23 protein-coding genes, 3 tRNA genes and 3 pseudogenes are annotated in these 23,987 nt (G+C 65.8%); 12 read left to right on the top strand and 17 right to left on the bottom strand.

The window, feature by feature from the left end; genetic code table 11:
• Positions 1 to 10 precede the first annotated feature (10 nt).
• From GSQ95_RS04420 to tyrS, 4 genes and pseudogenes are all read right to left on the bottom strand, one after another.
• A complete protein-coding gene (locus GSQ95_RS04420) occupies positions 11 to 1,195 on the bottom strand; it encodes an acetyl-CoA C-acyltransferase (RefSeq protein WP_158891102.1) in 1,185 nt (394 codons plus the stop codon).
• Positions 1,196 to 1,205: 10 nt separating this feature from the next.
• On the bottom strand, positions 1,206 to 1,973 hold the full coding sequence (locus tag GSQ95_RS04425) for an SDR family NAD(P)-dependent oxidoreductase (RefSeq protein WP_158891104.1): 768 nt from the start codon (positions 1,971 to 1,973) through the stop codon (positions 1,206 to 1,208).
• Between the two features lie 98 nt (positions 1,974 to 2,071).
• A complete protein-coding gene (locus GSQ95_RS04430) occupies positions 2,072 to 2,749 on the bottom strand; it encodes an SDR family oxidoreductase (protein ID WP_158891106.1) in 678 nt (225 codons plus the stop codon).
• A 10-nt stretch (positions 2,750 to 2,759) separates the two neighbouring features.
• Positions 2,760 to 4,003, bottom strand: a pseudogene (gene tyrS / locus GSQ95_RS04435) (tyrosine--tRNA ligase).
• A gap of 595 nt (positions 4,004 to 4,598) precedes the next feature.
• Here tyrS and GSQ95_RS04440 point away from each other — a divergent pair.
• Both GSQ95_RS04440 and GSQ95_RS04445 read left to right on the top strand, forming a co-directional pair.
• The gene (locus GSQ95_RS04440; protein WP_158891108.1) at positions 4,599 to 5,768 is read left to right on the top strand and encodes a GAF domain-containing protein; all 1,170 of its coding nucleotides are present in this window, start codon (positions 4,599 to 4,601) and stop codon (positions 5,766 to 5,768) included.
• Between the two features lie 5 nt (positions 5,769 to 5,773).
• On the top strand, positions 5,774 to 6,385 hold the full coding sequence (locus GSQ95_RS04445; RefSeq protein ID WP_178118382.1) for a histidine phosphatase family protein: 612 nt from the start codon (positions 5,774 to 5,776) through the stop codon (positions 6,383 to 6,385).
• On the opposite strand, the gene GSQ95_RS27045 is transcribed toward GSQ95_RS04445, so the two are convergent.
• The 7 genes and pseudogenes from GSQ95_RS27045 to GSQ95_RS04470 form a co-directional block, all read right to left on the bottom strand.
• Entirely contained in the window at positions 6,382 to 6,924 is a 543-nt protein-coding gene (locus GSQ95_RS27045) for a methyl-accepting chemotaxis protein (RefSeq protein WP_256664477.1), read from the bottom strand. The two genes, GSQ95_RS04445 and GSQ95_RS27045, sit on opposite strands and share 4 nt — an antisense overlap.
• Positions 6,925 to 7,695, bottom strand: a pseudogene (locus tag GSQ95_RS27050) (PAS domain-containing protein); the annotation flags it as partial. It abuts the gene before it with no gap.
• Between the two features lie 250 nt (positions 7,696 to 7,945).
• Positions 7,946 to 9,412, bottom strand: a complete 1,467-nt coding sequence (locus tag GSQ95_RS04455; protein ID WP_256664474.1) for a chemotaxis protein CheW — start codon at positions 9,410 to 9,412, stop codon at positions 7,946 to 7,948.
• Positions 9,409 to 10,017, bottom strand: a complete 609-nt coding sequence (locus tag GSQ95_RS27055) for a methyl-accepting chemotaxis protein (RefSeq protein WP_372240045.1) — start codon at positions 10,015 to 10,017, stop codon at positions 9,409 to 9,411. The genes GSQ95_RS04455 and GSQ95_RS27055 overlap by 4 nt, the downstream gene beginning before the upstream one ends.
• Positions 10,018 to 10,020: 3 nt before the next feature.
• Positions 10,021 to 11,883, bottom strand: a pseudogene (locus GSQ95_RS04460) (PAS domain S-box protein); the annotation flags it as partial.
• A gap of 141 nt (positions 11,884 to 12,024) precedes the next feature.
• Positions 12,025 to 12,810, bottom strand: a complete 786-nt coding sequence (locus tag GSQ95_RS04465; RefSeq protein WP_158891117.1) for a sulfite exporter TauE/SafE family protein — start codon at positions 12,808 to 12,810, stop codon at positions 12,025 to 12,027.
• Positions 12,811 to 12,927: 117 nt separating this feature from the next.
• Entirely contained in the window at positions 12,928 to 13,290 is a 363-nt protein-coding gene (locus GSQ95_RS04470; protein ID WP_158891119.1) for a hypothetical protein, read from the bottom strand.
• Positions 13,291 to 13,456: 166 nt separating this feature from the next.
• Here GSQ95_RS04470 and GSQ95_RS04475 point away from each other — a divergent pair, with 166 nt between their 5' ends.
• From GSQ95_RS04475 to GSQ95_RS04480, 3 genes are all read left to right on the top strand, one after another.
• A complete protein-coding gene (locus GSQ95_RS04475; RefSeq protein ID WP_158891121.1) occupies positions 13,457 to 13,660 on the top strand; it encodes a hypothetical protein in 204 nt (67 codons plus the stop codon).
• 75 nt (positions 13,661 to 13,735) lie between these two features.
• Entirely contained in the window at positions 13,736 to 13,864 is a 129-nt protein-coding gene (locus GSQ95_RS26410; RefSeq protein ID WP_256664475.1) for a hypothetical protein, read from the top strand.
• Between the two features lie 178 nt (positions 13,865 to 14,042).
• The gene (locus GSQ95_RS04480) at positions 14,043 to 14,228 is read left to right on the top strand and encodes a hypothetical protein (protein WP_158891123.1); all 186 of its coding nucleotides are present in this window, start codon (positions 14,043 to 14,045) and stop codon (positions 14,226 to 14,228) included.
• Between the two features lie 95 nt (positions 14,229 to 14,323).
• On the opposite strand, the gene GSQ95_RS04485 is transcribed toward GSQ95_RS04480, so the two are convergent.
• The 3 genes from GSQ95_RS04485 to GSQ95_RS04495 all read right to left on the bottom strand — a co-directional run bounded on the left by GSQ95_RS04485 (position 14,324) and on the right by GSQ95_RS04495 (position 14,647).
• Positions 14,324 to 14,408: transfer RNA gene (locus GSQ95_RS04485), tRNA-Leu, on the bottom strand.
• A 51-nt stretch (positions 14,409 to 14,459) separates the two neighbouring features.
• A tRNA-His gene (locus GSQ95_RS04490) sits at positions 14,460 to 14,535 on the bottom strand.
• A gap of 35 nt (positions 14,536 to 14,570) precedes the next feature.
• Positions 14,571 to 14,647 (bottom strand) — tRNA-Arg (locus tag GSQ95_RS04495).
• Between the two features lie 247 nt (positions 14,648 to 14,894).
• Between GSQ95_RS04495 and folD the strand changes: the two genes are divergently transcribed.
• Positions 14,895 to 15,749 carry a bifunctional methylenetetrahydrofolate dehydrogenase/methenyltetrahydrofolate cyclohydrolase FolD gene (folD, locus tag GSQ95_RS04500; protein WP_158891125.1) on the top strand — a complete coding sequence of 285 codons (855 nt, stop codon included), beginning with the start codon at positions 14,895 to 14,897 and terminating at the stop codon, positions 15,747 to 15,749.
• Positions 15,750 to 15,791: 42 nt separating this feature from the next.
• Here the strand turns inward: folD and GSQ95_RS04505 are convergent, their stop codons facing one another.
• Positions 15,792 to 16,637: a glycine betaine ABC transporter substrate-binding protein gene (locus GSQ95_RS04505; RefSeq protein ID WP_371099721.1), complete on the bottom strand. Its 846-nt coding sequence runs from the start codon at positions 16,635 to 16,637 to the stop codon at positions 15,792 to 15,794.
• A gap of 269 nt (positions 16,638 to 16,906) precedes the next feature.
• Here GSQ95_RS04505 and GSQ95_RS04510 point away from each other — a divergent pair, with 269 nt between their 5' ends.
• Entirely contained in the window at positions 16,907 to 18,217 is a 1,311-nt protein-coding gene (locus tag GSQ95_RS04510; protein ID WP_158891127.1) for a serine/threonine protein kinase, read from the top strand.
• Between the two features lie 97 nt (positions 18,218 to 18,314).
• Complete coding sequence (locus tag GSQ95_RS04515) at positions 18,315 to 19,031, top strand: VacJ family lipoprotein (RefSeq protein ID WP_256664479.1); 717 nt, start codon at positions 18,315 to 18,317, stop codon at positions 19,029 to 19,031.
• A 2-nt stretch (positions 19,032 to 19,033) separates the two neighbouring features.
• On the opposite strand, the gene GSQ95_RS04520 is transcribed toward GSQ95_RS04515, so the two are convergent.
• Positions 19,034 to 20,170, bottom strand: a complete 1,137-nt coding sequence (locus GSQ95_RS04520) for a patatin-like phospholipase family protein (protein ID WP_158891131.1) — start codon at positions 20,168 to 20,170, stop codon at positions 19,034 to 19,036.
• Complete coding sequence (locus GSQ95_RS04525; RefSeq protein WP_158891133.1) at positions 20,171 to 21,106, bottom strand: lipid A biosynthesis lauroyl acyltransferase; 936 nt, start codon at positions 21,104 to 21,106, stop codon at positions 20,171 to 20,173.
• A gap of 151 nt (positions 21,107 to 21,257) precedes the next feature.
• Here GSQ95_RS04525 and minC point away from each other — a divergent pair, with 151 nt between their 5' ends.
• The 4 genes from minC to GSQ95_RS04545 all read left to right on the top strand — a co-directional run bounded on the left by minC (position 21,258) and on the right by GSQ95_RS04545 (position 23,961).
• Entirely contained in the window at positions 21,258 to 22,004 is a 747-nt protein-coding gene (gene minC, locus GSQ95_RS04530) for a septum site-determining protein MinC (RefSeq protein WP_158891135.1), read from the top strand.
• 134 nt (positions 22,005 to 22,138) lie between these two features.
• Positions 22,139 to 22,957, top strand: a complete 819-nt coding sequence (minD, locus tag GSQ95_RS04535; protein WP_158891137.1) for a septum site-determining protein MinD — start codon at positions 22,139 to 22,141, stop codon at positions 22,955 to 22,957.
• Entirely contained in the window at positions 22,954 to 23,208 is a 255-nt protein-coding gene (gene minE, locus GSQ95_RS04540; RefSeq protein ID WP_017642793.1) for a cell division topological specificity factor MinE, read from the top strand. Before minD ends, minE begins: the two co-directional genes overlap by 4 nt.
• Positions 23,209 to 23,325: 117 nt before the next feature.
• Positions 23,326 to 23,961 (top strand): RluA family pseudouridine synthase, encoded by a 636-nt coding sequence (locus GSQ95_RS04545; protein ID WP_158891139.1) that lies wholly within the window; start codon positions 23,326 to 23,328, stop codon positions 23,959 to 23,961.
• The last annotated feature ends 26 nt before the right edge of the window (positions 23,962 to 23,987 follow it).

Genomic DNA, 23,987 nt, shown 5'->3' on the forward strand with positions numbered 1-23,987 from the left:
TTGTCCTTGTCTAGTCGTTGAGTTCCAGCGCCATGGCCGTGGCCTCGCCGCCGCCGATGCAGATGGCCGCCACGCCCCGGCGCAGACCGCGCTGGCGCAGCGCCTGGATCAGGGTGACCAGGATGCGCGCACCGGACGCGCCGATGGGATGGCCCAGGGCACAGGCGCCACCGTGCACGTTCAGGCGTTCCGGGTCCAGCCCCAAGGCATCCTGAGCGGCCAGGGCCACCACGGCGAAGGCTTCGTTGATCTCGAACAGGTCGACGTCGTTCAGCTGCCAGTTGATGCGCGCGAGCAGGGTGCGGATGGCGCCGATGGGCGCGGTGGGAAAGTCGCCCGGCGCACCGGCATGGGCGGCATGGCCACGGATCGTCGCCAGCGGCCTCAGCCCTTCGCGCGCGGCTGTGCTAGCCCGCACGAGCAGCAGCGCCGCGGCGCCATCCGAGATGGAACTGGCGTTGGCCGCAGTGACGGTACCGCCTTCGCGAAAGGCCGGCCTGAGGGTGGGAATGCGTGCCGGATCGGCACGGCGGGGTTGCTCATCGGTGTCGATGCTCAGGGTCTCCTTGCGCCCCGCCACCTCCACCGCGACGATCTCGCTGGCGAAGGCACCGCTGGCCTGGGCCTGGCGCGCCCGGGCGAGGGACCGCTGGGCATAGGCATCCTGGCGTTCGCGGCCGATGCCCAGGCGCGCGGCGCAATCCTCGGCGAAGGTGCCCATCAGGCGCCCGGGTTCATAGGCGTCTTCCAGGCCGTCGAGAAACATACTGTCGATCAGGGTGCCATGGCCGAGGCGGTAGCCGCTGCGGGCCTTTTCCAGCAGATAGGGCGCGCGACTCATGCTTTCCATGCCGCCCGCCACCACCACCTCGGCACTCCCAGCGCGCAGCAGGTCATGGCCGAGGATGGCCGCCTGCATGCCCGAACCGCACATCTTGTTCAGGGTGGTGCAGCGCGTGCTCTGGGCCAGACCGGCGCCAAGCGACGCCTGGCGAGCGGGTGCCTGACCGAGGCCGGCGGGCAGCACGCAGCCCAGCAGCACCTCGTCGACCCGTTCCGGCGCCCAGCCCGCCCGTTCCAGTACGGCGCGGACCACGGCGCTACCAAGCTGCGGCGCCGACAGCGCGGCCAGTTCGCCACCCAGGGCCCCCATGGGCGTACGGGCGGCGGCGACGATGACAATGGGGTCGTTCATGAGAGGTCTCCTAGCGCGGGGCCATGCGCAGGGCACCGTCGAGACGGATCACCTCGCCGTTGAGCAAGGGATTCTCGATGATGTGGCGGACCAGGGCGGCGAATTCCTCGCCGCGGCCGAGGCGCGGCGGGAAGGGCACATTGGCGGCCAGGGCGTCGCGCACCTCGGGGGTCATGCCGGCCATCATGGGCGTCTCGAAGACGCCCGGCGCTATGGTCATGACCCGGATGCCCTGCCCGGCCAGTTCGCGCGCCGCCGGCAGGGTAAGCGCGGCGACGCCGCCCTTGGAGGCGGCATAGGCGGCCTGGCCGATCTGGCCATCGAAGGCAGCGATGGAGGCGGTGTTGATGATCACGCCGCGCTCACCGCCGGCATTGGCCTCACCCTGGGCGATGGCTGCCGCGGCCAGGCGCAGGACATTGAAGCTGCCCACCAGGTTGACGTTGATGATGCGCGCGAAGGCGGCGAGATCGTGGGGACCATTGCGCCCGAGGATGCGTGCGCCGCCGACGATGCCGGCGCAGTTGATCGCCCCCTGCAGACTGCCCCAGCGGGCCAGCACGGCATCCAAGGCGGCGCTCAGGGCCTCGGCATCGGTTACGTCCACGGCCAGCGCCAGAGCCTGGTCGCCGAGCCGTTCGGCCTGGGCCTGCACGGCCTCGGCCTGGAGATCCAGCATTGCCACCCGGGCGCCTGCCGCGATCAGTCCCTCAGCGGTGGCAGCGCCCAGGCCGGAACCGGCGCCGGTTACCAGAAAGGTTTGCTCGTCGATGCGCATGGTGGCACTCCCCAGGATGATGGACTCATCTTCGATCCTCGGCCGGGGTCGGACAAGGGCCGGAGCGCTCAGTCGCCCTGAGCGATCCGGCCCCTCGTTCACCAGGGCAGGGCTTGCCCCTGGTAGTCGAGAAAGGCACAACCGGGCCGGCCGGCCCGCGCCTCGATCGTCTCCATCAGACCGGCGACGCTATCGGCCACCGCGACCGGCGCGCTGGACCCGCCCAGTTCGGTGCGCACCCAACCCGGGTGCAGCGCCAGCACGGCGAACGCCGGCTGCTGCCCGGCGACCCAGCTCTGCAGCAGGCTGTTCAGCGCCGCCTTGCTGGCGCCATAGAGCGGCATCTCGGTGGCCCGCGCCAGGCTGACGCTGCCCATCTGCGAACTCAGACAGGCTGCCACCCCGGCCGCGGACAGCCGCGGTGCCAGGGCCTCCAGCAACCGCAGGGGCGCCACCGCATTGGTGAGGAACAACTCGCCCAGCTCCGCGACGCTCGCCCGCGGCCCGTCCTCATCCATCGGGCCCATGATCCCGGCATTGACGATCAGCCGCTCCAGCGAGCCGTCACCCAGCTCGTCCAGCAGGCGCGTGCCCAGGTCGGGATCGCGCAGATCGCCGGTCACCACCCGCAACCGTCCCTTTGCAGTCGCGGCCAGGGCATCCAACGCCGCATTCGGCGTTCGCACCACCGCCAAGACCTGAGCCCCTTGCCTCAGATAGCGCTCCACTAGCCCCAACCCTATGCCCCGCGAGGCACCTATCACCCAGACATTCATAGCCTTCTCCTCAGTCCACCAACGTGATGCGCAGATGCCGTTTCTTGCCCAGACTCACCCGCCGACCCGCGTCGCTCAGCGCCAGACGGCGGTCCGGGTCCATCACCGGTTGCTCGTCCAGGCGCAGGCCGCCGCCTTCCGCCAGTCGACGTACCGCACTGCGCGACGGTTGCACTCCCGCCTCGACCAGCAACTCGACCAGGGTGACGCCCGCGTCCAGTTGCCTGCGGCTCAGGGCGACCTCCGGCAACTGCCCGGCGCCGTCGCGATCAGCGAATACCTCGGCGGCGGCTGCCTCAGCCTCGCGTTGCGCCCGCTCGCCATGGGCCAGCCGGGTCGCCTCATTGACCAGCACGCTCTTCGCCAGATTGATTTCCGCACCGCCGAGCGCGCCAAGCCGCCGCACCTCGTCCAGCGGCAATTCGGTGAACAGGGCCAGGAAGCGCTCGACGTCGGCATCGTCGCAGTTGCGCCAGAATTGCCAGAAGTCGAAGGCCGACAGCCGTTCCTCGTTGAGCCAGACCGCGCCCTGGGCCGACTTGCCCATCTTGCGGCCGTCACGGGTGGCCAGCAGCGGCATGGTCAGGCCGTGGAGCTGGGGACCGCCCTGCCGGCGTGACAGCTCCACGCCGTTGATGATGTTGGCCCACTGGTCGGCGCCGCCCAGTTGCAGCTTGCAGCCATAGCGCCGCGACAACTCGACGAAGTCGTAGGCCTGCAACAGGGTATAGCCGAATTCCTCGAAGGACAGCGAGTGCTCGCGGTCGAGGCGATTCCTGATGGCGTCGAAGGTCAGCAGCCGGTTGATGGAGAATGCCGGCCGACGGCGCCGAGAAAATTCAGGTAGCCGAGACCATCGAGCCATTCGGCATTGTCCACCACCTGGGCGCGGCCGTGGCCATCGCCCACTTCGAGATAGCGGTGAAAAGCCTTGGCGATGCCGGCCATGTTCAGGGCGATCTGGCCGTCGGTCAGCACCGGGCGGCTGCTGTCACGAAAGCTGGGATCACCGATGCGAGTGGTGGCGCCGCCGATCAGCAGGAGGATGGGATGGCCGGCGCGCTGCAGCCAGCGCATCAGCATCAGGCCCTGCAGGTGGCCGACGTGGAGGCTGTCGGCGGTGGCGTCGAAGCCGAGATAGCCGGTCACCGGTCCACTGGCAAAGGCGCGGGCAAGGCCGTCACGATCGGTGGTCTGGTGCACGAAGCCGCGGGCTTCGAGGGTGGCGAGCAGGTCTTGCTGGGTGCTGTCCATGGGGTCTCCTGTGGCTGGACGGTGCCAGGGAGACCGGGAGAAGTTGCCTTGACCGAGCCGCCCTAGGCGGTTCGGTCATGGTGCGCAGTACCTACCACCCGATATTGATCAGGTAGTAGTAATAGGCGCTGATGGGGCAAAGGAAGGTTCGCATGGGGCGCCACGCTACCGGCTCGCCCAGCGCTTGGCAACTGCGAACCGCTCGCACTGCCGCTTCGACCAGATGTCGCACCTCCCCTGGCAGGCGCTGAACGAACGGCGACAGTGGCGTTCCGACACCTGTCCTTTGCCAGCAGTATCGAGACGCAGAGATGAACCTACCCGCTCCACCCCTAGCGATCCCCAGCGCCGACGTGGCGTTTCCAGGTGTACCTGGACAAGGCAAACCCCTTGCGTGAGAGGATCCCACCGATGAAAAGCATCACCCCGGCCAATCTGCTGCTGCTACTGCTTTGCCTCACGGTACTGGCCTACGCGACCGACCTGATCGGCTAGTCCCGGCCTGGAACACGCGCAACGAGGCGTAGCTGATGGTTGCCGTCCGGCGTCTCTTGGCCTAGCGTTCAGGCCGTGTCCGTCAGAGAACTACAGCGTCATGCCCAGCCAACTCTCCAGCACCGTCGAAAGCATCGAGCTGCTGGCGTCCCTGGATTCCGTCGCGGCGCTCCTGCGCGTCGTCTGTGATGTCAGCGGCCTTGGGGTCGCCACCGTCGCCGAGGTCACCGAGCAGCGCTGGATCGCCTGCGCGGTGGAAGATCGCATCGCCTTCGGCCTGCAACCCGGCGCCGAACTGGACCTCGAATCCACCCTCTGCAACCACGTGCGCTCCTCCCACGACGCCGTGATCATCAGCGACGTGACCCAGAACCCCACCTACTGTGATCACCCGGCGCCCGGCCTCTATGGCTGGAAGAGCTACCTGTCGGTTCCGGTGTTTCGACCCAATGGCACCTTCTTCGGCACGCTGTGCGCCTTTGATCCCCAACCCGCACCGCTGCTGGAGCAGCGCCCGGTGATCGCTACCCTGGACGGCTTTGCCCGCCTGCTGGGCGAACTCCTCGCCCGCGAAGAACAGCGTCGCGCAGAAAGTCCTGGCCCGCGTGGCGACCTCGATCTCACGCCGTTGCGCGAACAGCTCCTGGTGCTGCTGGAAGAGGATCTGCAGCGTCCGCTGCAGGCGCTGGCCAAGGACGCGCCCTTGGCTGCCGCCCAGGCGCAGCGCTGGCAAGCCGAGGTTCGGCGCCTGGCCGAGCGCAGCGCTGCGGCCGCCGACTTCGTGCGCGTACGCCTGGGCCATGGCCTGCCCCTGAAACCGACCCTGGTGGCAGGCGCCAATGAACGGCTCCTGGACCTGCTCGCCAGGCTGCGGACGCGTTTCCCCGACCAGACCCTGGGCAGCGAGTTGCCGGAGCTACCCGCCGCCCTGCGCCTCGACCTGCCGCGCCTGTTGCAGGCGGTGGAGGCGCTGCTGGAGTGGACCGCATCGCGCAACCCTGCTGGTGGCACCCTGCTGCTGCGCGGCGTGCTCGACGAACGCTGCTATCGCCTCGCCGTGGAAAGCCGCACCGCCGTGGTGGATCCCGCTACCCTGAATCAGGTGTTCCAGCCGCTGCTGACCCAGGCCGATTCCGAGCAGCCCGCCCGCCTGGACCTGGGCCTCTATCTCGCCCAGGAAATCGCCCGCGGCCATGGCGGCAGTCTGGTCGCGCGCCTGGAAGCCGGCCACCTGAGATTTCTCCTTACCCTACCCACTGCTCTGGATTGATGCCCTTGCCCTTCCCCTCTCCCCTGCTGGTGATCCGTCACGGCGAAACCGACTGGAACGCCAGCGGTCGCCTCCAGGGTCGCCAGGACATACCGCTCAACGCGCGCGGCCGTGCCCAGGCCGAAGCCGTGGGCCTGGCCCTGCGTGACCGCCTCGACATCTCTCGCTTCGCCTGCCTGAGCAGTCCGCTGCAACGCGCCAGCGCGACGCTCGATCTGATCCTGGCGCAGCTGCCGGGCACGCCGAGAAGCCTGGCCCGCGATGCGCGCCTGGCGGAAAAGGCCTTTGGTGACTGGGAGGGACTGGACATGCCGACCATCGCCCAGCGCTATCCGGAGCAGCACGCCCGACGCGTCGTCGAGCCCTATACCTTTCGGGTACCCGGTGGCGAAAGCTATGCCGATGCCGCCGAGCGGGTGCGCCCGCTGCTGGAAGAACTCCAGGGTCCCACGCTACTGGTGGCCCATGGCGCCCTGATCCGCAGCCTGCTGGTGGCGACCGGCCTGGCCAGCCTGGAGGTGGCGACCCGGATGGTCATCCACCAGGGTCGCTGGCTGGAACTCGATGCGACCGGTTATGCGTGGTACAGCGCGCCTGGCTGGGACGAACAGTCCTAACTCAGCCGCCGGGCGAACTGGCTGACCGCGCCCACCACCTGGCGGGCGCCGTCCTGGATCTCGGTGATACGCACCCCGGCGTTGCTCGCCAGATGCAGCCCCTGCTCCGCCTGCTGGCGGCTGGCGGCCATATTGCTGACAGCGGTCTGCGCCAGTTGCTGATTCTGCTGCACCACCCCGACGATCTCTTCGGTGGCTTTGCTGGTGCGCCCGGCCAGTTGCCGGACCTCGTCCGCCACCACGGCGAAACCCCGGCCCTGCTCGCCCGCCCGGGCGGCTTCGATGGCGGCGTTGAGCGCCAGCAGATTGGTCTGCTCGGCGATGCCGCTGATGGTCTTGACGATGGCGCTGATCACCAGCGACTGCTTGCCGAGGTCCTCGATGCCGTTGGCAGCGACCTGGATCTCGTCGGCGATGCGGGTCATCACCGCCACCGTGTCCTGCACCACGGCCGCACCCTGACGGGCGCTTTCGTCGGTGGTCTGGGAAATGTCGAAGGCGACCCGCGCGGCTTCGGCCACCGCCAGCTCCTGCTCCACCTGTTCGGTGATGACGGTGGCGAACTTGATGACCTTGTACAGCTCGCCGCGGGTGTTGAGCACCGGGTTGTAGGAGGCTTCCAGCCAGACCGTGCGGCCATGGCTGTCGATGCGCTTGAAGCGACTGGCCACGTAGTCACCCCGGTTGAGCCGCTCCCAGAAGGCGCGATAGTCGGCCGATTCGGCCTCTTCACGGCTGCAGAACATCCGATGGTGCTTGCCGACGATCTGCGCCAGCGAATAGCCCATGCCCTGCAGGAAGCGTTCGTTGGCGGTGAGCACCTCGCCGGACAGATTGAATTCGATCACCGCGGTGGAGCGCAGCAGCGCATTGATGATGCCCGAGTGCTCGGTGGAGACTTCCACCTGCTCGGTCCGGTCGTAGGCATAGCAGCGGATCTGCTTGACCTGGCCCTGGCTGTCACGCACCGGCGTCCAGATCGCATAGAGCCAGGCCACCCCGCCCGTGCCGCGCAACAATCGATAGATGCCACTGGCCTGGTGGCCTTCGCTGAAGCTGCGCTTCAGATCGCCGTAGCAGACCAGCTTCTTCACGTAGTCCGGAATGATCTCATCCAGATTCCGCCCGGTCAGGCTGCCGGGCGCGTAGCCCAGGCAGAGCGCGAAGTTCTCGTTGAAATCCTCGATCCGGCCCTGGGCGTCCAGCAGCAGATGCAGCGAATCCTGATGGAAGGCCGCGCTGACCTGGCGGTGTTCGGACAGTTCGGCTTCGAGATCGGCGATGCGGCGTTTGAGTGCGGAGTTGAACATGGGATCACCCAGGAAAGTTGTGTCTTCCTCTGGTTCGACGCGCCGCGGAATTTCTTGACAACTCGCTGATGAACGCCTGCACCCGGCTCCGGCAGCGGCGGCGCGGGTAGCGCGCCCCGTCTGGCGACCTCCGGCAAACACCACTCGCTCTAGCCTGCCGGTACCGCTTTGCTGAGGGACGCTTGCGGTGGCTGACAAAGCCCCGGGTAATCCGTTACCCGACCGTTCGACGAAGCGACGAGCGGTATCGTCAAACTGTCGCAGCCACGCGCTCCGGAAGGGTCTGCCGGGCCTGCCCTTCCAGACGTTTCACCAGCGCCCCGAGGTCGATCAGGGTTGCCTGGCGACTGTTGCCCGCGGATCCTACGCCCACCCAGCTCTGCGCCCGCTGCGCCGGTATTGCCCCACCCTCCCCTGGCCACTGCCAGCTGCGCGCCAGGGCATCGGCGCGCAACTCGGTAAAGGCCTCGATGGCCTCGACCCGCTGCACCACGAAACCCAGGCGCTGGCGTTGCCCTTCCACCACGATCACCTGATCGCCGGGACCGGACTCGACCGCTGTCGCGCCGGCCAGGGTCCGCAGGCAGACCAGGGTGATCTGCTGGCCGCGGACCTCCATCAATCCCAGCAACCGCGGATCCCGCTGGCCGAGGCGCAGGTAGTGCGCCGGCAGCGGCAAGACCTCCGCCACCTGCTTCAGCGGGACGGCGAACAGCAATTCGGCGAGAAAGGTCAGGCACGGCTGGCGGCGGACCTGACGACGCTCTTCGCGCAGCAGGTCGCGATCGGTGCGATAGATCCGCGCATAGGCCACCGCCGCCTCCTGGCACCCCAGGGCCAGGTGATCGATCACGATGGCCGCCTCGCCCTCCGCGGCGTTGAACACCCCGCGCAACAGCCCGGGCTGCTCCAGCCCGAAGCCAAGCAACGGCGCGCACTGCGCCGGATCCCGCCGCCACATGCCGAGCAGCCGCTGGAAGCCGAAGGCGACCCGGTACTGGCCCTGATCGCCCGCCGCTAGCACCAGCAGCTGCTCATGGTGACCCTGGGCGGGCGTGGCCAGGCCCAGCAGCTCGGACAGCTCCAGCACCGGCAAGACCTGGCCTCTGAGCTGCACCTGGTAGCGACAGCTGTCGCTGGCGAATTCGCTGGGCGTCAGCTGCGGTCGATCCACCAGCTCCTGGACCACCGCCGCATCCAGGCACAGGCGCCGCCCATCGCACTCGAACAGCAGATAGAGCCGCTCCGCTTCCGTGCCAATGGCAGCCTGCCGCTGTAGCGCCGGCGGCCTGTCGACACTGACCTCGAAGCCCGGCAAGGCGGCCAGCGCCGACAGGTCCAGCAGATGCACCAGCCGGCCGGTCTCCGCCTGCAGATGCACCTGTCCCAGCAGGCGCCCGGGCGCCCCCTGCAATTGCACGATGGCGTCATCCGCCAGCTTGAGGATGTCCACCACCCCATCGATGGCCAGGCCGAAGCGTCCACCCCCATGACGGATCACGGCGATCCGGCGCTCGTGCTCGACCGCCGGCAGCCCCAGCAGGCAATGGCCGTCCACCAGCGGCAGCGGCTGGCCGCCCAGCTCGAAGAGGCCCAGCAACCAGGGCACCGGACTCGGATGAGGCGCCAGGCGCTCCGGCCAAGGCACCACGCGTTCCAGGGCCTGGGCGGACAGGGCGACTTCCAGTTCGCCGATCCGCACCACACCCTGGGTCACGGCCGTCCTCCCCCGATCACCGGCGGGAGGCTGGTGGCCGCGTCCAGCTCCTGGATCAGCTGATTGACCCGCGCCGCATCGTCGAGCTGGGCCGCGGTGGAGCCGTTGATGGCCTCGATGGACTGCTGGGTCTTGCCCACCCCTTCGGCGATCAGGCCGAAGGCCTCGCCCACGCTGCGCGAGATCTCACTGCCCTGGGCGATGCTCTTGACCGACTCCAGGATCAGCTTGTTGATCTCCTTGGTCGCCTGGGACGACTTCTCGGCCAGCTTGCGGACCTCATCGGCCACGACCGAGAAGCCCAGGCCGTGCTCGCCGGCGCGGGCCGCCTCGATGGCGGCGTTGAAGGCCAGCATGTTGGTCTGATTGGCGATGTCGCTGATCACCTGGACGATGTCCTGGATGCCTCCGGCCGTGGTGCCGATGGCCTCCATGGCGTCCAGCGAGCGGGTCAGGGTCAGGGAACCACGCTCGGCTTCTTCCAGGGTGCGTCGGGCCATGCGGTTGGCGTCGTCGGTGGTCTCGGCGATCTGGTTGATGGAGCGGGTCAGGGCGTGCAGCGAAAGATTCATCTGCTCGATCTTCTGCCGCACGTGCTGTTCCATCTCCACCTGGCGGGTGATGTCGGTGGCGAACTTCACCACCTTGTGCACCTGGCCATCGGCGTCGAAGATGGGGTTGTAGGTGGCCTGGATCCAGATCCGCTGGCCGAACTTGCTCAGCCGCATGAAGCGCCCGCCAAACACCTCGCCCTGGGCCAGCCGCGCCCAGAACTCGCGGTACTCGCCGGAGGCGACGTGCTCCCCCTCGCAGAAGATGCGGTGATGCTGGCCGCGGATCTCCTCCAGGCGATAGCCCAGGGTCGCCAGGAAGTTGCGGTTGGCTTCGAGGATCTTGCCGGTCAGATCGAATTCGATCACCGCCTGGCCGCGGTCGACGGCCGCCACCTTGCCCGCATAGTCGCTGTTGCGAATCTGGCTTTCGGTGATGTCCACGGCGAACTTCACCACCTTGCACGGCTTGCCGTCGGCGTCGAAGATCGGGTTGTAGGTGGCCTGGATCCAGATCTCCTCGCCTCGGCTGTTGCGTCTCTTGTACACCCCGGCGTCGAATTCGCCCCGCGCCAATTTATCCCAGAACAACCGGTACTCCGCCGAGCGGGCATAGTCGTCGGGACAGAAGATGCGGTGATGCTTGCCCACCACTTCGTCGGCCTTGTAACCCAGGGCCAGCAGGAAGTTGCGGTTGGCGGTGAGCACCGTGCCGTCGAGGGAGAATTCGGCGATGGCCTGGGAGCGGTCGATGGCCGCCACCTTGCCTTCGTAGTCGCTGTTGCGCAGCTGACTCTCGGTGACGTCGCTGGCGAACTTGACCACCTTGTACGGCTTGCCCTCGGCATCGAGGATGGGGTTGTAGGTGGCCTGGATCCACACCTGGCGGCCGTCGCTGGCGCGTCTCTTGTACAGCCCGGCATCGAAATCGCCGCGGCCGAGCTTTTCCCAGAACAGCCGATAGCCCGGCGAACGGGCAAGCTCGGGTTCGCAGAAGATCCGGTGATGCTTGCCACACACCTCGTCCAGGCTGTAACCCAGAGCCGACAGGAAGTTCTCGTTGGCCGTCAGGATGTTGCCGTGCAGATCGAATTCGATCACCGCCTGGGCACGGTCGATGGCGGCCATCTTGCCTGCGAACTCGGCGGCCTGCAGTTGCGCATCGGTCACATCGATGGCGAACTTCACCACCTTGTAGGGTCGACCTTCGCTGTCGAGGATGGGGTTGTAGGTGGCCTGGATCCAGATCGGCCGCCCATCGCGGCGGATGCGCTTGTAGACCCCGGTGTCGAAGACACCCTGCCCCAGGCGATTCCACAGCAGGGCGTACTCCGCCGAACGCGCGTATTCGGCCGGGCACATCAGGCTGTGATGACGCCCGCGCAACTCGTCCAGCGCGTAGCCGGTCATGCCAAGGAAGTTGTCGTTGGCCCAGAGCACGTTGCCCTGCAGATCGAATTCGATCACCGCCTGGGAGCGATGGATGGCTTCGATCTTGCCTTCGTACTCGACCGCCTGCAGCCGCGTCTCGGTGATGTCGGTGGCGAACTTGATGATGCGCTGCGGGCGCCCCTGCGCATCCAGCAACGGATTGTAGGTGGCGCGAATCCACCTCAGACTGCCGTCCTTGTGCTTGCGGCGATAGACACCGCTGTGGAACTCGCCGCGCGCCAACGCCGCCCAGAAGTCCTGATAGTCCTCGCTCTCCGCCACCCCGGGCGGGCAGAACAGGCGGTGCTGCCGCCCGCTGATCTCGTCGAGGCGATAGCCGAAGGTCTGCAGGAAGTTGTCGTTGGCATGAAGGATCGTGCCCTGCAGATCGAATTCGATCACCGCCAGGGAGCGGTCCAGCGCCTGGCGCAGGGCGTGATAGGTGGAGGCATCGTCGACAGCGGCGGATTCGGCAGAGGCGGAAAACATGGGCAGCTCCAGGAGAGAACTCGGCGAACAGGTTATCGGCAATCGCGATAACAAATTGAGTACCGCCTATCCTAGAGATGTTTGCTCCTGGCGGATTGCCAGTAGTCGTCCGATGAACGCCCTCAAGTTTCCCTCCGACGTTCAGACCACCAGCTTGGCGCCTATGACCAGCAGCATGACCGCCAGACAGGGCCGCAGCACGCCATCCGGTACGCGTCCGGAGAGATGGCTGCCCAGGAAGATCCCCGGCAAGGAACCCAGCAGCAGAAAGCCCAGGACATGCCAATCCAGATTGCCCAGCCCCGCGTGACCGAGTCCCGCCACTAGCGTCAGGGGTACCGCATGGGCGATCTCGGTGCCGACCAGGCGCCGGGTCGCCATCAGCGGATAGAGCAGGAACAGCGCCACCGTGCCCAGGGCCCCAGCGCCGATGGAAGTCAGGGTCACCATAAAGCCCAGCACTGCGCCGGTAAGTACCGTCAGGGCATTGAGCCGCCGGGCACTCAGGTGGAATCTGTCGCTGGCATGGCGGTTGGCAAAGGCGAAGATCTGCTTTTTGAAGAGAATGGCCAGGGCCGTCAAAAGCAGCACGATGCCCAGGGCATGCTTGATGAGGGCATTGGTAGCGTGCTGATCACCGGGCAGCAGGGCCAGGGCGAGTAGCGTCAGGGCGGCGGTGGGTACGCTGCCGGCGGCCAGCCAGCCGGTCACCGTCCAGTCGATGTTGCGGTTGCGCTGGTGGACGAAGACGCCGCCCGCCTTGGTGATGGCGGCATAGAGCAGATCGGTGCCTACCGCTGCCGCGGGGTTGATCCCGAACCAGAGCAGGATGGGGGTCATCAGCGAGCCACCACCCACGCCCGTCATGCCAACGATGAAGCCAACCACCAGCCCCGCGATCACGAAGCCCAACGCCCCTACTTCCATTACAGCCCCAATTGCCGTTGTCGGCTCATCTTGCGGCCGCACAGGATAACCACTCAGGTTATACCCACCTATATTGAAAGGGTCTTTGCTTATAACCGATAACACTAAATTCCCGGGTCACCGGCTCTGGTGGGCATTCAGATAGGCCGCTACCTCTTCGTCGCCATAGCCGGCGTGCCGGGCATGGGCCTCGATCGCGGCGCGGCAGGCGGGATCGGTAACGGTCGCCGGCATGACGGTGCCGCAGGGCGCCAGGCTCGCCTGCGCCAGGAAGCTCTCGAGATCCTGCTTGTGTTCGTCCGCGACCGGGTGGGTCCCCGTGGTGGGTGCATGGGCCGCTACCGGAGGCGTGGTGGTCGCCACCACGGCCGGCTCGCTGCTGGTGGAATCGCTACGGTGAGTGGTGGCCACTGCAGCCACTACCAGCAGGCCGAAACCTGCGGTCAACACCAGCAACTTGTGAGTTGAAGTCCCGCTCATGATTTTTTCTTCCCTATGAAAAAGCTGACAGCTCGGACCTGAAAACGACATGAGCTGCCGAAAGTCCGACTTTTAACCAATCAAGTCAGACAATATTTTTCCAGCCTGTGTTCAGTCAAAGGCGGCGCATGCCACACTCGGCGGTATCAGGAGACAGGAGCGGCTCATGCAGCACAAGGATTTCATTGGCCCCCGATTGCGCCAGCTCAGCGCGGACCTTTCGTTCGCCGATCGCCTGGCGGAGAGTGCCCAGGTCGATCTCAATGCCGACCTGAAGCGCCGGGTCCGGGAAGACCTCGAACGGGCGCTGCGCGAGGTCGGTCAGCTCAGCGAAGAGCAGACCCTCTGGCTGAACTGGGCGACCAGCTAACCTGGCACGCCTGCCGTCGTCGCGCTGTAACGCGCGGCTGCTATCTGTAGCGGCAGCCACCCTCTGGAGCCGAGCATGATAGCGGAATACGAAATCAGTGACGACATCGCCCACGTCGTCGGGGGCGCCTTGATCAGCCTGGTACTGTTCAGTGGCGGAGCCATTGGCGGCGCCCTGTTCCTGCTGGCCGAGACCTTCAACTGACCGTCCGTCGCCAGACCCGCCGCTCCCGTAGCAATGGCGAGGCCGTCCTTGACCGGGTGGGTGTTCGACCGCACAGCCGTCACTCGCCCCGAATCCGCCCGAATCTTGCATTACCCGCCCGCCGCATTAGTCTTGAAAGTGTCAATAACAATAAGTGCAGACGGCAAGAGGTCGGATCATGCGCACCCAACTGACCCGCTCGATCACCCTGTTCGACAGCCCGGATCATCAGCCTGCGACCGCAGAGGTCTCCTCCGCGCCGGGCAATCGCAAGCGCAACCTGCAGAGGTGGACCAGGGCCTTGGTATTCGGCACCTCGTTCGCCGTCGCGCTCTGTGCGCCGCTGCTACGGCATCTGCACTGAGACCAGGTACCAGCACTGGACGCCCGCTGGCCGCCACCTGAATCCCAGGCACAAAAAAACCGGCGCTGGGCCGGTCTTCTGCTGTGCATCTTGATTGGTGCGGACGGAGAGACTCGAACTCTCACACCTTGCGGCGCCAGAACCTAAATCTGGTGTGTCTACCAATTCCACCACGTCCGCGAGACGCTTGAAAGACGAACGCCAGACACAAGGTCTGGCGTTCGCTGAATATGGGGTGGACGATGGGAATCGAACCCACGACACCAGGAGCCACAATCCTGTGCTCTACCAACTGAGCTACGCCCACCATATCTTACGTGCTTGCCGTCGCCGAACCGCCAATGGCGCGCCCGGCAGGACTCGAACCTGCGACCATCCGCTTAGAAGGCGGATGCTCTATCCAGCTGAGCTACGGGCGCCTGTTACGGCAGCTGCCCTAGCAGAGACCTCCTTGGTGAGAAGCCTCTTGCCTGGCCCTTGTCAGTGACTTGGGCTGTGCTCGGCAAGCGGGGCGAATGTTATAAAGCTGCCGCCGGGCCGTCAACTAATTTTTTAAAAATTTTTAAGCAGAAGAATGAGTTAGCCGCCGCAGAGGCTTCTCTGTTGCCAGCGGGCCCGTCCATGCGAAAATAGCCGACCTCTTTCCGTCACCACCAGAAATCGCCCATGACCGCCCAACTGATCGACGGCAAGTCCATTGCCGCCCGCCTGCGCCAGGATATTGCCCAGCGAGTCTCTCAACGTCGTAGCGCCGGACTGCGCGCCCCTGGTCTCGCCGTCATCCTGGTCGGCAACGATCCCGCCTCGAGCGTCTATGTGGCGCACAAGCGCAAGGATTGCGAAGAGGTCGGTTTCGACTCCTATGCCCATGATCTGCCGGCCAGCACCACCCAGGCAGAACTGGAAGCCCTGATCGACCGACTCAACGACGACACCAGCGTCGACGGCATCCTGCTGCAGTTGCCGCTGCCCGCGCACCTGGATGCCACCCAACTGCTGGAACGCATCCGCACCGACAAGGACGTCGACGGCTTCCATCCCTACAACCTGGGTCGCCTGGCCCAGCGCAATCCCCAGCTGCGCCCCTGCACGCCGAAGGGCATCATGACCCTGCTGCACAGCACCGGCGTCGACCTCTATGGGCTGGATGCGGTGGTGGTCGGCGCCTCCAACATCGTCGGTCGGCCCATGGCGCTGGAACTGTTGCTGGCCGGTTGCACCTCCACCGTGACCCACAGATTCACCCGTTCCCTCGAACACCACGTCAGCCAGGCCGATCTGGTGGTGGTCGCCGTGGGCAAGCCGGGACTGGTCAAGGGTGAATGGATCAAGCCCGGCGCCATCGTCATCGACGTGGGCATCAATCGCCAGGCCGACGGCCGCCTGGTGGGCGACGTGGAATTCGACAGTGCCTGCGAGCGCGCCAGCTGGATCACCCCGGTTCCCGGTGGCGTCGGCCCGATGACGCGAGCCTGCCTGCTGGAAAACACGCTGTACGCGGCCGAGCAGCTGCACAGCTAGCAAAACGGGCCCCGCAGGGCCCGTTTTCTATTCAGCCAACCCTCAGGGCAGCCAGGACTTCACGCGATCCGGATGGGCGGCGATCCAGGCCTTGGCGGCCTCTTCCGGCTTCTTGCCCTCTTCCACCGCCAGCATCACCTCGTTCACCTCACCCGGCTGCCAGGCGAACTTCTTCAGGAAATCCCAGACCGGCTTGGCCTTGGCTTCCAGCGCGGGGTTGGCCACGGTGTCCACATGCTCGGAGCCACCGAATACGCCCTTGGGATCTTCGAGGAACTTCAGCTTCCACTTGGCGAACATCCAGTGTGGCACCCAGCCCGTCACCACGACCGGCTTCTGGTCCTTCTCGGCCCGGGTCAGCTCGGCGATCATGCCGCTGCCCGAACTGGCCACCAGCTTGTAGTCCAGGCCATAGTCCTTGATCGCCTGGTCGGCCTTGAGCATGACCCCGGCACCGGCGTCGATACCGACGATCCGGCCACCGAAGTCGGCCTTCTGCGCCTGCAGATCGGCGATGCTGTTGGCCTTGACGTACTCCGGCACGATCAGACCGATCTTGGCGTCGGGGGTGTTGACGTTCAGATCGACCACCTGGTCCTTCATCTTCTCGTAGTAGGCGCCATGGGTGACCGGCAACCAGGCGGACAGCATGGCGTCGAGCTTGCCGCGCGCCACGCCCTGCCACATGATGCCGGCGGCTACCGGCATGAGCTTGACCTCGTAGCCCAGATTCTGGCGGATCACTTCAGCTGCGGTATGGGTGGTGGCCACGCTATCGGCCCAGCCATCGACGTAGCCGATGGTGATTTCGGGCTTGGCCGCCTGGGCCAGGCTCATGGCCGAGGTCAACGCGACACCGAGTCCTATTCCCAACAGTTTCTTCACCATGCTCATGCAGCAGTCCTCTCGCTATGGAAGTCGGGCGGTTGCCCCACCGCCATCATTCGGGCAATGCAAGATGGCCACTACCGTCTGGGCGACGCATAGCGACCGGTTAGCGACAAGAGCCGCACTTTTCACGACATGCGATGTCGCTTGACGCAGCCCGTCGACCGCTCTGTAATCGACGCCGCGCAGAAACCTGCACCTGCCGATGCAACCTATTGGCGGGCCGTTGTCTTACCTACGCTCTCAAGCCCTCTGAAAGGACTCTGTCCATGCGTCTTTCGTTGCGCGTCGCCGCCCTGCTGGGCGCGCTGTTTTCCGGTCTCTGGGGTACCGCGCACGCGGCCGCCGAAGTGGATGCCGCCACCTATGGCTATCCACTGGTCAATCCTTTCGAAGCCACCATCGTCACCACGCCGGAAAAATTCCGTCCCGAGCTGCCGCCCGAAAGCACCATCGACCAGGATGACTACAGCCTCAACCTGCGTCCGGAACGGGAATATCAGCTGCCCGGCAACTTCTGGCCGGTGAAGAAATTCCACTACCGTCTTGCCCGCCAGGACCATCCGGCACCGCTGATCTTTCTGATCGCCGGCACCGGGGCCAACTATTCCTCGAGTACCCAGGAATACCTCAAGCGGCTGTATTACGCGGCCGGCTACCACGTGGTGCAGCTGTCTTCGCCCACCAGCTGGGACTTCATGGTGTCGGTGTCGCGCACCGCCACCCCGGGCTACACCCCGCACGATGCCGAGGATCTCTATCGCGCCATGCAGGCGGTGCGTGCCCAGCATCCCAAGCTGCCGGTCACCGACTACTACCTGACCGGCTACAGCCTGGGCGGCCTGGACGCCGCCTTCGTCTCCTACCTGGACGAGAGCCAGCGCAGCTTCAACTTCAAGAAGGTGCTGATGGTCAATCCGCCGGTCAATCTGCTGACCTCGGTACGCAACCTGGATCGCCTGGTGCAGACCGAGGTGAAGGGCGTCACCAACAACCGCACCTTCTACGAGCTGATCCTGTCGAAGCTGACCCGCTACTTCCAGGAGAAGGGCTACGTCGACTTCAACGACGCCGTGGTGCGCGACTTCCAGCGCTCGCCGGAGCGACTGAGCAACGAAGAGCTGGCCATGCTGATCGGCTCGTCCTTCCGCTTCTCGGCGGCTGACATCGCCTTCACGTCCGACCTGATCAACCGCCGCGGCCTGATCACCCTGCCGACCTACCCCATCAGCGAGGGCACCAGCCTGACACGCTTCTTCGCCCGTTCGCTGCAGTGCGATTTCGACTGCTACATGACCGAGCAGGTAATGCCGTTCTGGCAGAAGAACTTCAAGGGGCAGAACCTCGACGATCTGGCGCGCAAGTCCAGCCTCACCGCGCTGGAAGACTATCTGAAGAGCAGCCCGAAGATCGGCGTAATGCACAATGCCGACGACATCATCCTCGGCCCGGGCGACCTCGGTTTCCTGCGCAAGACCTTTGGCGATCGCTTGACCGTCTATCCCCACGGCGGCCATTGCGGCAATCTCAACTACCGCGTCAACGCGAACGCCATGCTGGAGTTCTTCGCCCGTGGTTAAGTCCCTGCTCGCTCTCCTCCTGCTGGCCAGTGCCTCGGTCTTCGCCGCCGAATCGAGTCCGCCGCCCTCCTCCACCCTGACCATCGGCTCGGACACCATGCCGGCCGCGCCGGTGGGCGCCGATGGCTTCAGCAATCCGCTGTCGACCCTCAAGTACAACCCGGGTCTGGACCAGCGCGAATTCGAACGGGCGTCCCTGGTCGCCCTGGATGTCTACGATCCCTTCGAATCCTGGAATCGCCACGTCTACCATTTCAACTATCGGCTGGACGAGTGGGTCCTGCTGCCGGTGGTCAACGGCTATCGCTGGATCACCCCGCGCTTCGTACGCTCGGGCGTGAGCAACTTCTTCAGCAACCTGGGCGACATCAACAACCTGCTCAATAGCGTGCTGCAGTTCAAGGGCCGCCGCGCCCTGGACACCACCGGCCGCCTGCTGCTCAACACCACCATCGGGGTGTTCGGCCTGTGGGACCCGGCGACTCGCGTCGGGCTGATCAAGCAGCCGGAAGACTTTGGCCAGACCCTGGGCTTCTATGGGGTTGGCAATGGCCCCTACCTGATGCTGCCGGTCCTCGGCCCGTCCAACCTGCGCGATACCGGCGGTCTGGCGGTGGATTTCGCCGCTGAAGCCCAGGTGAACTTCCTCAACGTCAGCGACGAAAGCGGTCGTCATCCGGAGATCATGGTGCTGCGCGGCATCAACCTCAGGTACGTGACCGACATGAGATACGGCCAGCTCAACTCGCCCTTCGAGTACGAGAAGATTCGCTATTTCTACACCAAGGCGCGGGAACTGCAGATCGCCGAATAAGGCTAGGCGCGGGTGAGAAAGGCCCGCAACTCGGGCAGGCGGGCCAGGGCATCGGTCCGCCCCAGCGCCATGAGTTCCTGGCAGTAGGCCGCCTCGAACAGCAGATAGCTGAGCAGCGCACTGCCCGAAGGCCGATTCACCCCGATCCCCCGCAGCAACTGCCGCAACGCCGGTGGCAGGCGCTTGCGGTGCCGGGTGGCGATGTCCGCCAGCGGCTGGCTGGGCGAGATCACCAGCATGTCCACAGGGCGGCAGAAGCGTCCGCTGACCGGATCCCCTACCGGCAGGGCGCTACTCAGCAGATTGAGGCGGCGCAGGGTTTCGGTATCGCTGTCCAAGGCATCGACGAAGGTGCTGTTGAGCAGGTGACCGCCGATCTGCGCCACCGTCGGTGGTCGGCCCTGCAGGCCGTGCTCGTGCCCCCCTGGCGCGCCGAGTCCGATCACCAGGATGCGCTCCGCTCCCAGATGCAGCGCCGGACTGATGGGCGCCGTCTGCCGCACCGAACCATCGCCCAGGTACTCACGCCCGACCTTCACCGGCGGAAAGAACAGCGGAATGGCCGTGCTGGCCAGCAAATGGTCGACCGCCAGCCGTGCCGGCACCCCGACGCGCCGATGACGAAACCAGGGATCGAGCGCGCCATGACTCTGGTAGAAGGTCATCGCCTGGCCCGAGGCATAGCCGAAGGCCGTGACCGCCACGGCTCGCAGGGCGCGTTGGCGCAAGGCCGCGGTGATCCCGGAGAAATCCAGCTCGCGGCTGAGCAGCGCCCGCAGGGGCGCGTTGTCGAGCAGGGCCAGGGGTTCCTGGCGCCAGGCGCCGCACAGCGTCTGCAGGCCGAAACGCGCGGCCTGGCGGCTCGCCCCGGCCCAGTCGCTGCGATAGATCATCGTCGTTTTCAGGTTCGACCAGACCGCCGCCAGGCGATCCACCGCACGGCCGAAATCCAGTGCGCCGCAGCCCAGCACGGCGGCATTGAGCGCGCCCGCCGAGGTACCGACGAGGATCGGGAAGGGATTGTCGGAACGGACCGCCAGGGTATCGGCCACCACCTGCAGCACCCCGACCTGATAGGCGGCCCGCGCGCCACCGCCGGCCAGAATCAGCCCGGTGCGCCGCTCGCCGCCCAGACTCATCTAGCGCTTCTTCTTCGGATAGAGCTTGGGCTCACCGGGCGGACGGGTCTTGAACCGCCGATGGGCCCAGAGGTACTGCTCGGGGAGCTCGCTGACGCAGCGCTCGACCCAGTGATTGATGCGCAGGCAGTCGGCTTCCTCGCTCTCGCCGGGGAAGTCGGCCAGCGGCGGATGAACGACCAGGCGATAGCCCGAACCGTCCGCCAGGCGCTCCTGGGTGAAGGGCAGCACCCGTGCCCGCCCCAGCCGGGCGAACTTGGTGGTGGCCGTCACCGTGGCCGCCTGGATGCCGAACAGCGGCACGAACAGACTCTGCTTGGCGCCGTAGTCCTGGTCGGGCGCATACCAGATGGCCCGTCCGGCGCGCAGTACCTTGAGCATGGTGCGCACGTCCTCGCGCTCAATGGCGGTGGCGTCCTGATTGTGGCGCTCGCGACCGCGGCGCTGGATGAAGTCGAACAGCGGATTCTTGTGCTGGCGGTACATGCCATCGATGGTGTGCCGCTGCCCGAGCAGCGCCGCGCCGATTTCCAGGGTGGTGAAATGCAGCGCCATGAGGATCACCCCCTGACCTTCGCGCTGCGCGGCCTGCAGATGCTCGATGCCTTCGATATGGGCCAGGCGGGCCAGGCGCTGGCGAGGCCACCACCAGCTCATGGCCATCTCCAGCAGGGCCATGGCGCTGCTGGCGAAGTTGCGCCGCAGCAGGCGATCGCGCGCCCGCTCGTCGAGCTGGGGAAAGCAGAGTTCCAGATTGCGGCGGGCGATGGCGCGGCGCTGACCGGCGACGTGATAGAAGAGCCAGCCGAGTCCCTGGCCGAGTCGCAGCAGCACGGCATAGGGCAGTTGCACCAGCAACCAGAGCAGCCCCAGCCCCAACCAGAGCGGCCAATAACGTGGATTGAGAAAGGCGAGGCGGAAAGACGGCCGCTCCATCGGAACTCCTGCATGAAAAAGTCGCGCCATTCTACAGGGCTCGCGCAGATTTCCCGTAGCCTTCACAGTCATGGTCCCCCGGACCCGGTGAGGGTTGCGACACGCGGGGCATCCCGCTATAAGTCCCGCCATCCAAGCACAAGTACCCACCATGACCGCAGCCGATCCTTCCGAAAGCGACTCCGTCTTCCAGCTCAAGGGCAACATGCTCGCCGTGACCGTGCTGGAGCTTCTCCGCAATGACCTGGGGCGCCTGGACCGGCAACTGGCCCAGAAGGTCGCCCAGGCCCCCAATTTCTTCCAGGAAACGCCGCTGGTACTGGGCCTCGACAAGCTCGCCGAGGATGCCGGCCCGCTCGACCTGGGCGCCCTTCTCGACCTCTGCCGCCGGCACGGCCTGCGCACCCTGGCCCTGCGCGCCAGTCGCAGCGGGGACCTGGCCGCCGCCAACGACTACGACCTGCCGATCCTGCCAGCCAGTTCCGGCGGGCGTGAGCGCCAGGTCGAACCGCGCGATCGCGAGCCGGTCAAGCCGGCGGAGCCGCCCAAACCGGCCGTACCGACGATCAATCCGACCAAGATCATCACCGCCCCGGTGCGCGGCGGCGTGCAGCTCTATGCCCCGGCCGGTGACCTGGTGGTGCTGGCGCCGGTCAGTCCGGGCGCCGAATTGCTCGCCGACGGCAACATCCATGTCTATGGCCCCATGCGCGGCCGAGCGCTGGCCGGGGTAAAAGGTGATACTAAAGCGCGGATTTTCTGCCAGCAGCTGACTGCGGAACTGCTCTCCATTGCCGGCCAGTACAAGGTCGCCGAGGACCTGCGACGCCATCCACAATGGGGCAATCCGGTACAGGTCAGCCTGGTGGGAGATGTGTTGAACATCACCCGTCTTTGACGGATACTTCCGCGAATTTTTCGCACTTGGCGCCTAAGCCGCCAACGGCAACACGAAGCGCGACACTGCCTGCAATCTCGTCACCGAGGGCACCGAGTCGCTTCAGTTATTCCTTTCGATCAAGGTGAATCAGTTTGGCCAAAGTACTCGTAGTCACCTCCGGCAAGGGCGGCGTCGGCAAGACCACCAGCAGCGCCGCCATCGGTACCGGTCTCGCCCTGCGCGGCCACAAGACCGTCATCGTCGACTTCGACGTCGGCCTGCGTAACCTCGACCTGATTATGGGCTGCGAGCGCCGCGTGGTGTACGACTTCGTCAACGTGATCAACAACGAAGCCACCCTGAGCCAGGCCCTGATCAAGGACAAGCGCCTCGAAAACCTGTTCGTGCTGGCCGCCAGCCAGACCCGTGACAAGGACGCCCTGACCCAGGACGGCGTCGAGCGCGTGATCAACGAACTCAAGCAGACCTTCGAGTTCATCGTCTGCGACTCCCCGGCCGGCATCGAGAAGGGTGCCCACCTGGCGATGTACTTCGCCGACGAGGCCATCGTCGTCACCAACCCCGAAGTCTCCTCGGTCCGCGACTCCGACCGCATGCTCGGCCTGCTGGCCAGCAAGTCGCGCCGCGCGGAAAAGGGCGAGGAAGCCATCAAGGAACACCTGTTGCTGACCCGCTACAACCCCGAGCGCGTCACCAAGGGCGAAATGCTCGGCGTCGAGGACGTGGAAGAGATCCTGTCCATTCGTCTGCTCGGCGTGATCCCCGAATCCCAGGCGGTGCTCAAGGCGTCGAATCAGGGTATCCCGGTAATTCTCGACGAACAGAGCGACGCCGGTCAGGCCTACAGTGATACCGTGGAACGACTGCTCGGCAAGGAAGTGGCCTATCGCTTCCTCGACGTGAAGAAGAAAGGCTTCCTGCAACGTCTGTTCGGGGGTGGTAGCGAATGAACATCTTCGACTTCTTTCGCGATCGGAAGAAGCAGAACAGCGCTTCGATAGCCAAGGAGCGGCTGCAGATCATCGTGGCCCACGAACGCGGTCGCCACGAGCAGCCGGACTATCTGCCGCAATTGCAGAAAGACCTGCTGGAAGTGATCCGCAAGTACGTGCCCATCGAGCAGGACCAGATCCAGGTCGAACTGGAGAACCAGGGCAGTTGCTCGATCCTCGAACTCAACATCACCCTGCCCGACCGCTAAGGCGAGCGCAGCAGGACAGCGGCGGCCCCAGGGCCGCCGCTGGCGTTTAAGCCATGGCGAATCCTCGGTACCTGCCCAGCGCGGTGCCGCGATTCGCCGCCAGGCCCCAGGAAGCCCATGCCCCTCTCCAACATCCGCATCATTCACCAGGACGCCGCCCTGCTGGTGGTCGACAAGCCCACCCTGCTGCTGTCGGTCCCCGGTCGCGCCGAAGACAACCGCGACTGCCTGGTGACCCGCCTGCAGGAAAACGGCTATCCCGAGGCGCGCATCGTCCATCGTCTGGACTGGGAGACCTCCGGCGTCATCGTGCTGGCGCGGGATGCCGACAGCCATCGCGAGCTGTCCCGGCAATTCCATGATCGCGAAACGGAAAAGGCCTACATCGCCCTCTGCTGGGGCGAACCGGAGGCCAACAGCGGCCGCATCGAATTGCCGCTGCGCTACGACCCGCCGACCAAGCCGCGCCATGTGGTGGATCACGAACTGGGACGCCATGCCCTGACCTTCTGGCAGGTGCTGGAGCGCCATGGCCACTACAGCCGGGTGGAGCTCACGCCCATTACCGGCCGCTCCCATCAGCTGCGCGTCCATATGCTCAGCATCGGGCATCCGCTGCTGGGCGATCAGCTCTATGCCGAGGGCGAGGCGCTGGCGGCTCAGCCACGCCTCTGCCTGCACGCCAGCCTGCTGAGGCTGACCCACCCCCTTTCGGGCGAGCGGATGAGCTTTACCAGTCCCGCGCCTTTCTAACCCTCGGCGCTGGCATACTGAGGCAC

Origin of the sequence: Pseudomonas sp. BAV 4579 (assembly GCF_009765395.1) — a bacterium.
GTDB lineage: Bacteria > Pseudomonadota > Gammaproteobacteria > Pseudomonadales > Pseudomonadaceae > Chryseomonas > Chryseomonas aestiva.

Coding starts and splice junctions, on each gene's coding strand:
- GSQ95_RS04430 (WP_158891106.1), bottom strand. CDS start 2,749: ATGAATGTCTGGGTGATAGGTGCCTCGCGGGGCATAGGGTTGGGGCTA.
- GSQ95_RS04510 (WP_158891127.1), top strand. CDS start 16,907: ATGCGTCTTTCGTTGCGCGTCGCCGCCCTGCTGGGCGCGCTGTTTTCC.
- minC (WP_158891135.1), top strand. CDS start 21,258: ATGACCGCAGCCGATCCTTCCGAAAGCGACTCCGTCTTCCAGCTCAAG.
- GSQ95_RS04470 (WP_158891119.1), bottom strand. CDS start 13,290: ATGAGCGGGACTTCAACTCACAAGTTGCTGGTGTTGACCGCAGGTTTC.
- folD (WP_158891125.1), top strand. CDS start 14,895: ATGACCGCCCAACTGATCGACGGCAAGTCCATTGCCGCCCGCCTGCGC.
- GSQ95_RS04505 (WP_371099721.1), bottom strand. CDS start 16,637: ATGGTGAAGAAACTGTTGGGAATAGGACTCGGTGTCGCGTTGACCTCG.
- GSQ95_RS04520 (WP_158891131.1), bottom strand. CDS start 20,170: ATGAGTCTGGGCGGCGAGCGGCGCACCGGGCTGATTCTGGCCGGCGGT.
- GSQ95_RS26410 (WP_256664475.1), top strand. CDS start 13,736: ATGATAGCGGAATACGAAATCAGTGACGACATCGCCCACGTCGTCGGG.
- GSQ95_RS27055 (WP_372240045.1), bottom strand. CDS start 10,017: ATGGAACAGCACGTGCGGCAGAAGATCGAGCAGATGAATCTTTCGCTG.
- GSQ95_RS04440 (WP_158891108.1), top strand. CDS start 4,599: ATGCCCAGCCAACTCTCCAGCACCGTCGAAAGCATCGAGCTGCTGGCG.
- GSQ95_RS04525 (WP_158891133.1), bottom strand. CDS start 21,106: ATGGAGCGGCCGTCTTTCCGCCTCGCCTTTCTCAATCCACGTTATTGG.
- GSQ95_RS04465 (WP_158891117.1), bottom strand. CDS start 12,810: ATGGAAGTAGGGGCGTTGGGCTTCGTGATCGCGGGGCTGGTGGTTGGC.
- GSQ95_RS04425 (WP_158891104.1), bottom strand. CDS start 1,973: ATGCGCATCGACGAGCAAACCTTTCTGGTAACCGGCGCCGGTTCCGGC.
- GSQ95_RS04475 (WP_158891121.1), top strand. CDS start 13,457: ATGCAGCACAAGGATTTCATTGGCCCCCGATTGCGCCAGCTCAGCGCG.
- minE (WP_017642793.1), top strand. CDS start 22,954: ATGAACATCTTCGACTTCTTTCGCGATCGGAAGAAGCAGAACAGCGCT.
- GSQ95_RS04545 (WP_158891139.1), top strand. CDS start 23,326: ATGCCCCTCTCCAACATCCGCATCATTCACCAGGACGCCGCCCTGCTG.
- GSQ95_RS04515 (WP_256664479.1), top strand. CDS start 18,315: ATGCCGGCCGCGCCGGTGGGCGCCGATGGCTTCAGCAATCCGCTGTCG.
- GSQ95_RS04420 (WP_158891102.1), bottom strand. CDS start 1,195: ATGAACGACCCCATTGTCATCGTCGCCGCCGCCCGTACGCCCATGGGG.
- GSQ95_RS04480 (WP_158891123.1), top strand. CDS start 14,043: ATGCGCACCCAACTGACCCGCTCGATCACCCTGTTCGACAGCCCGGAT.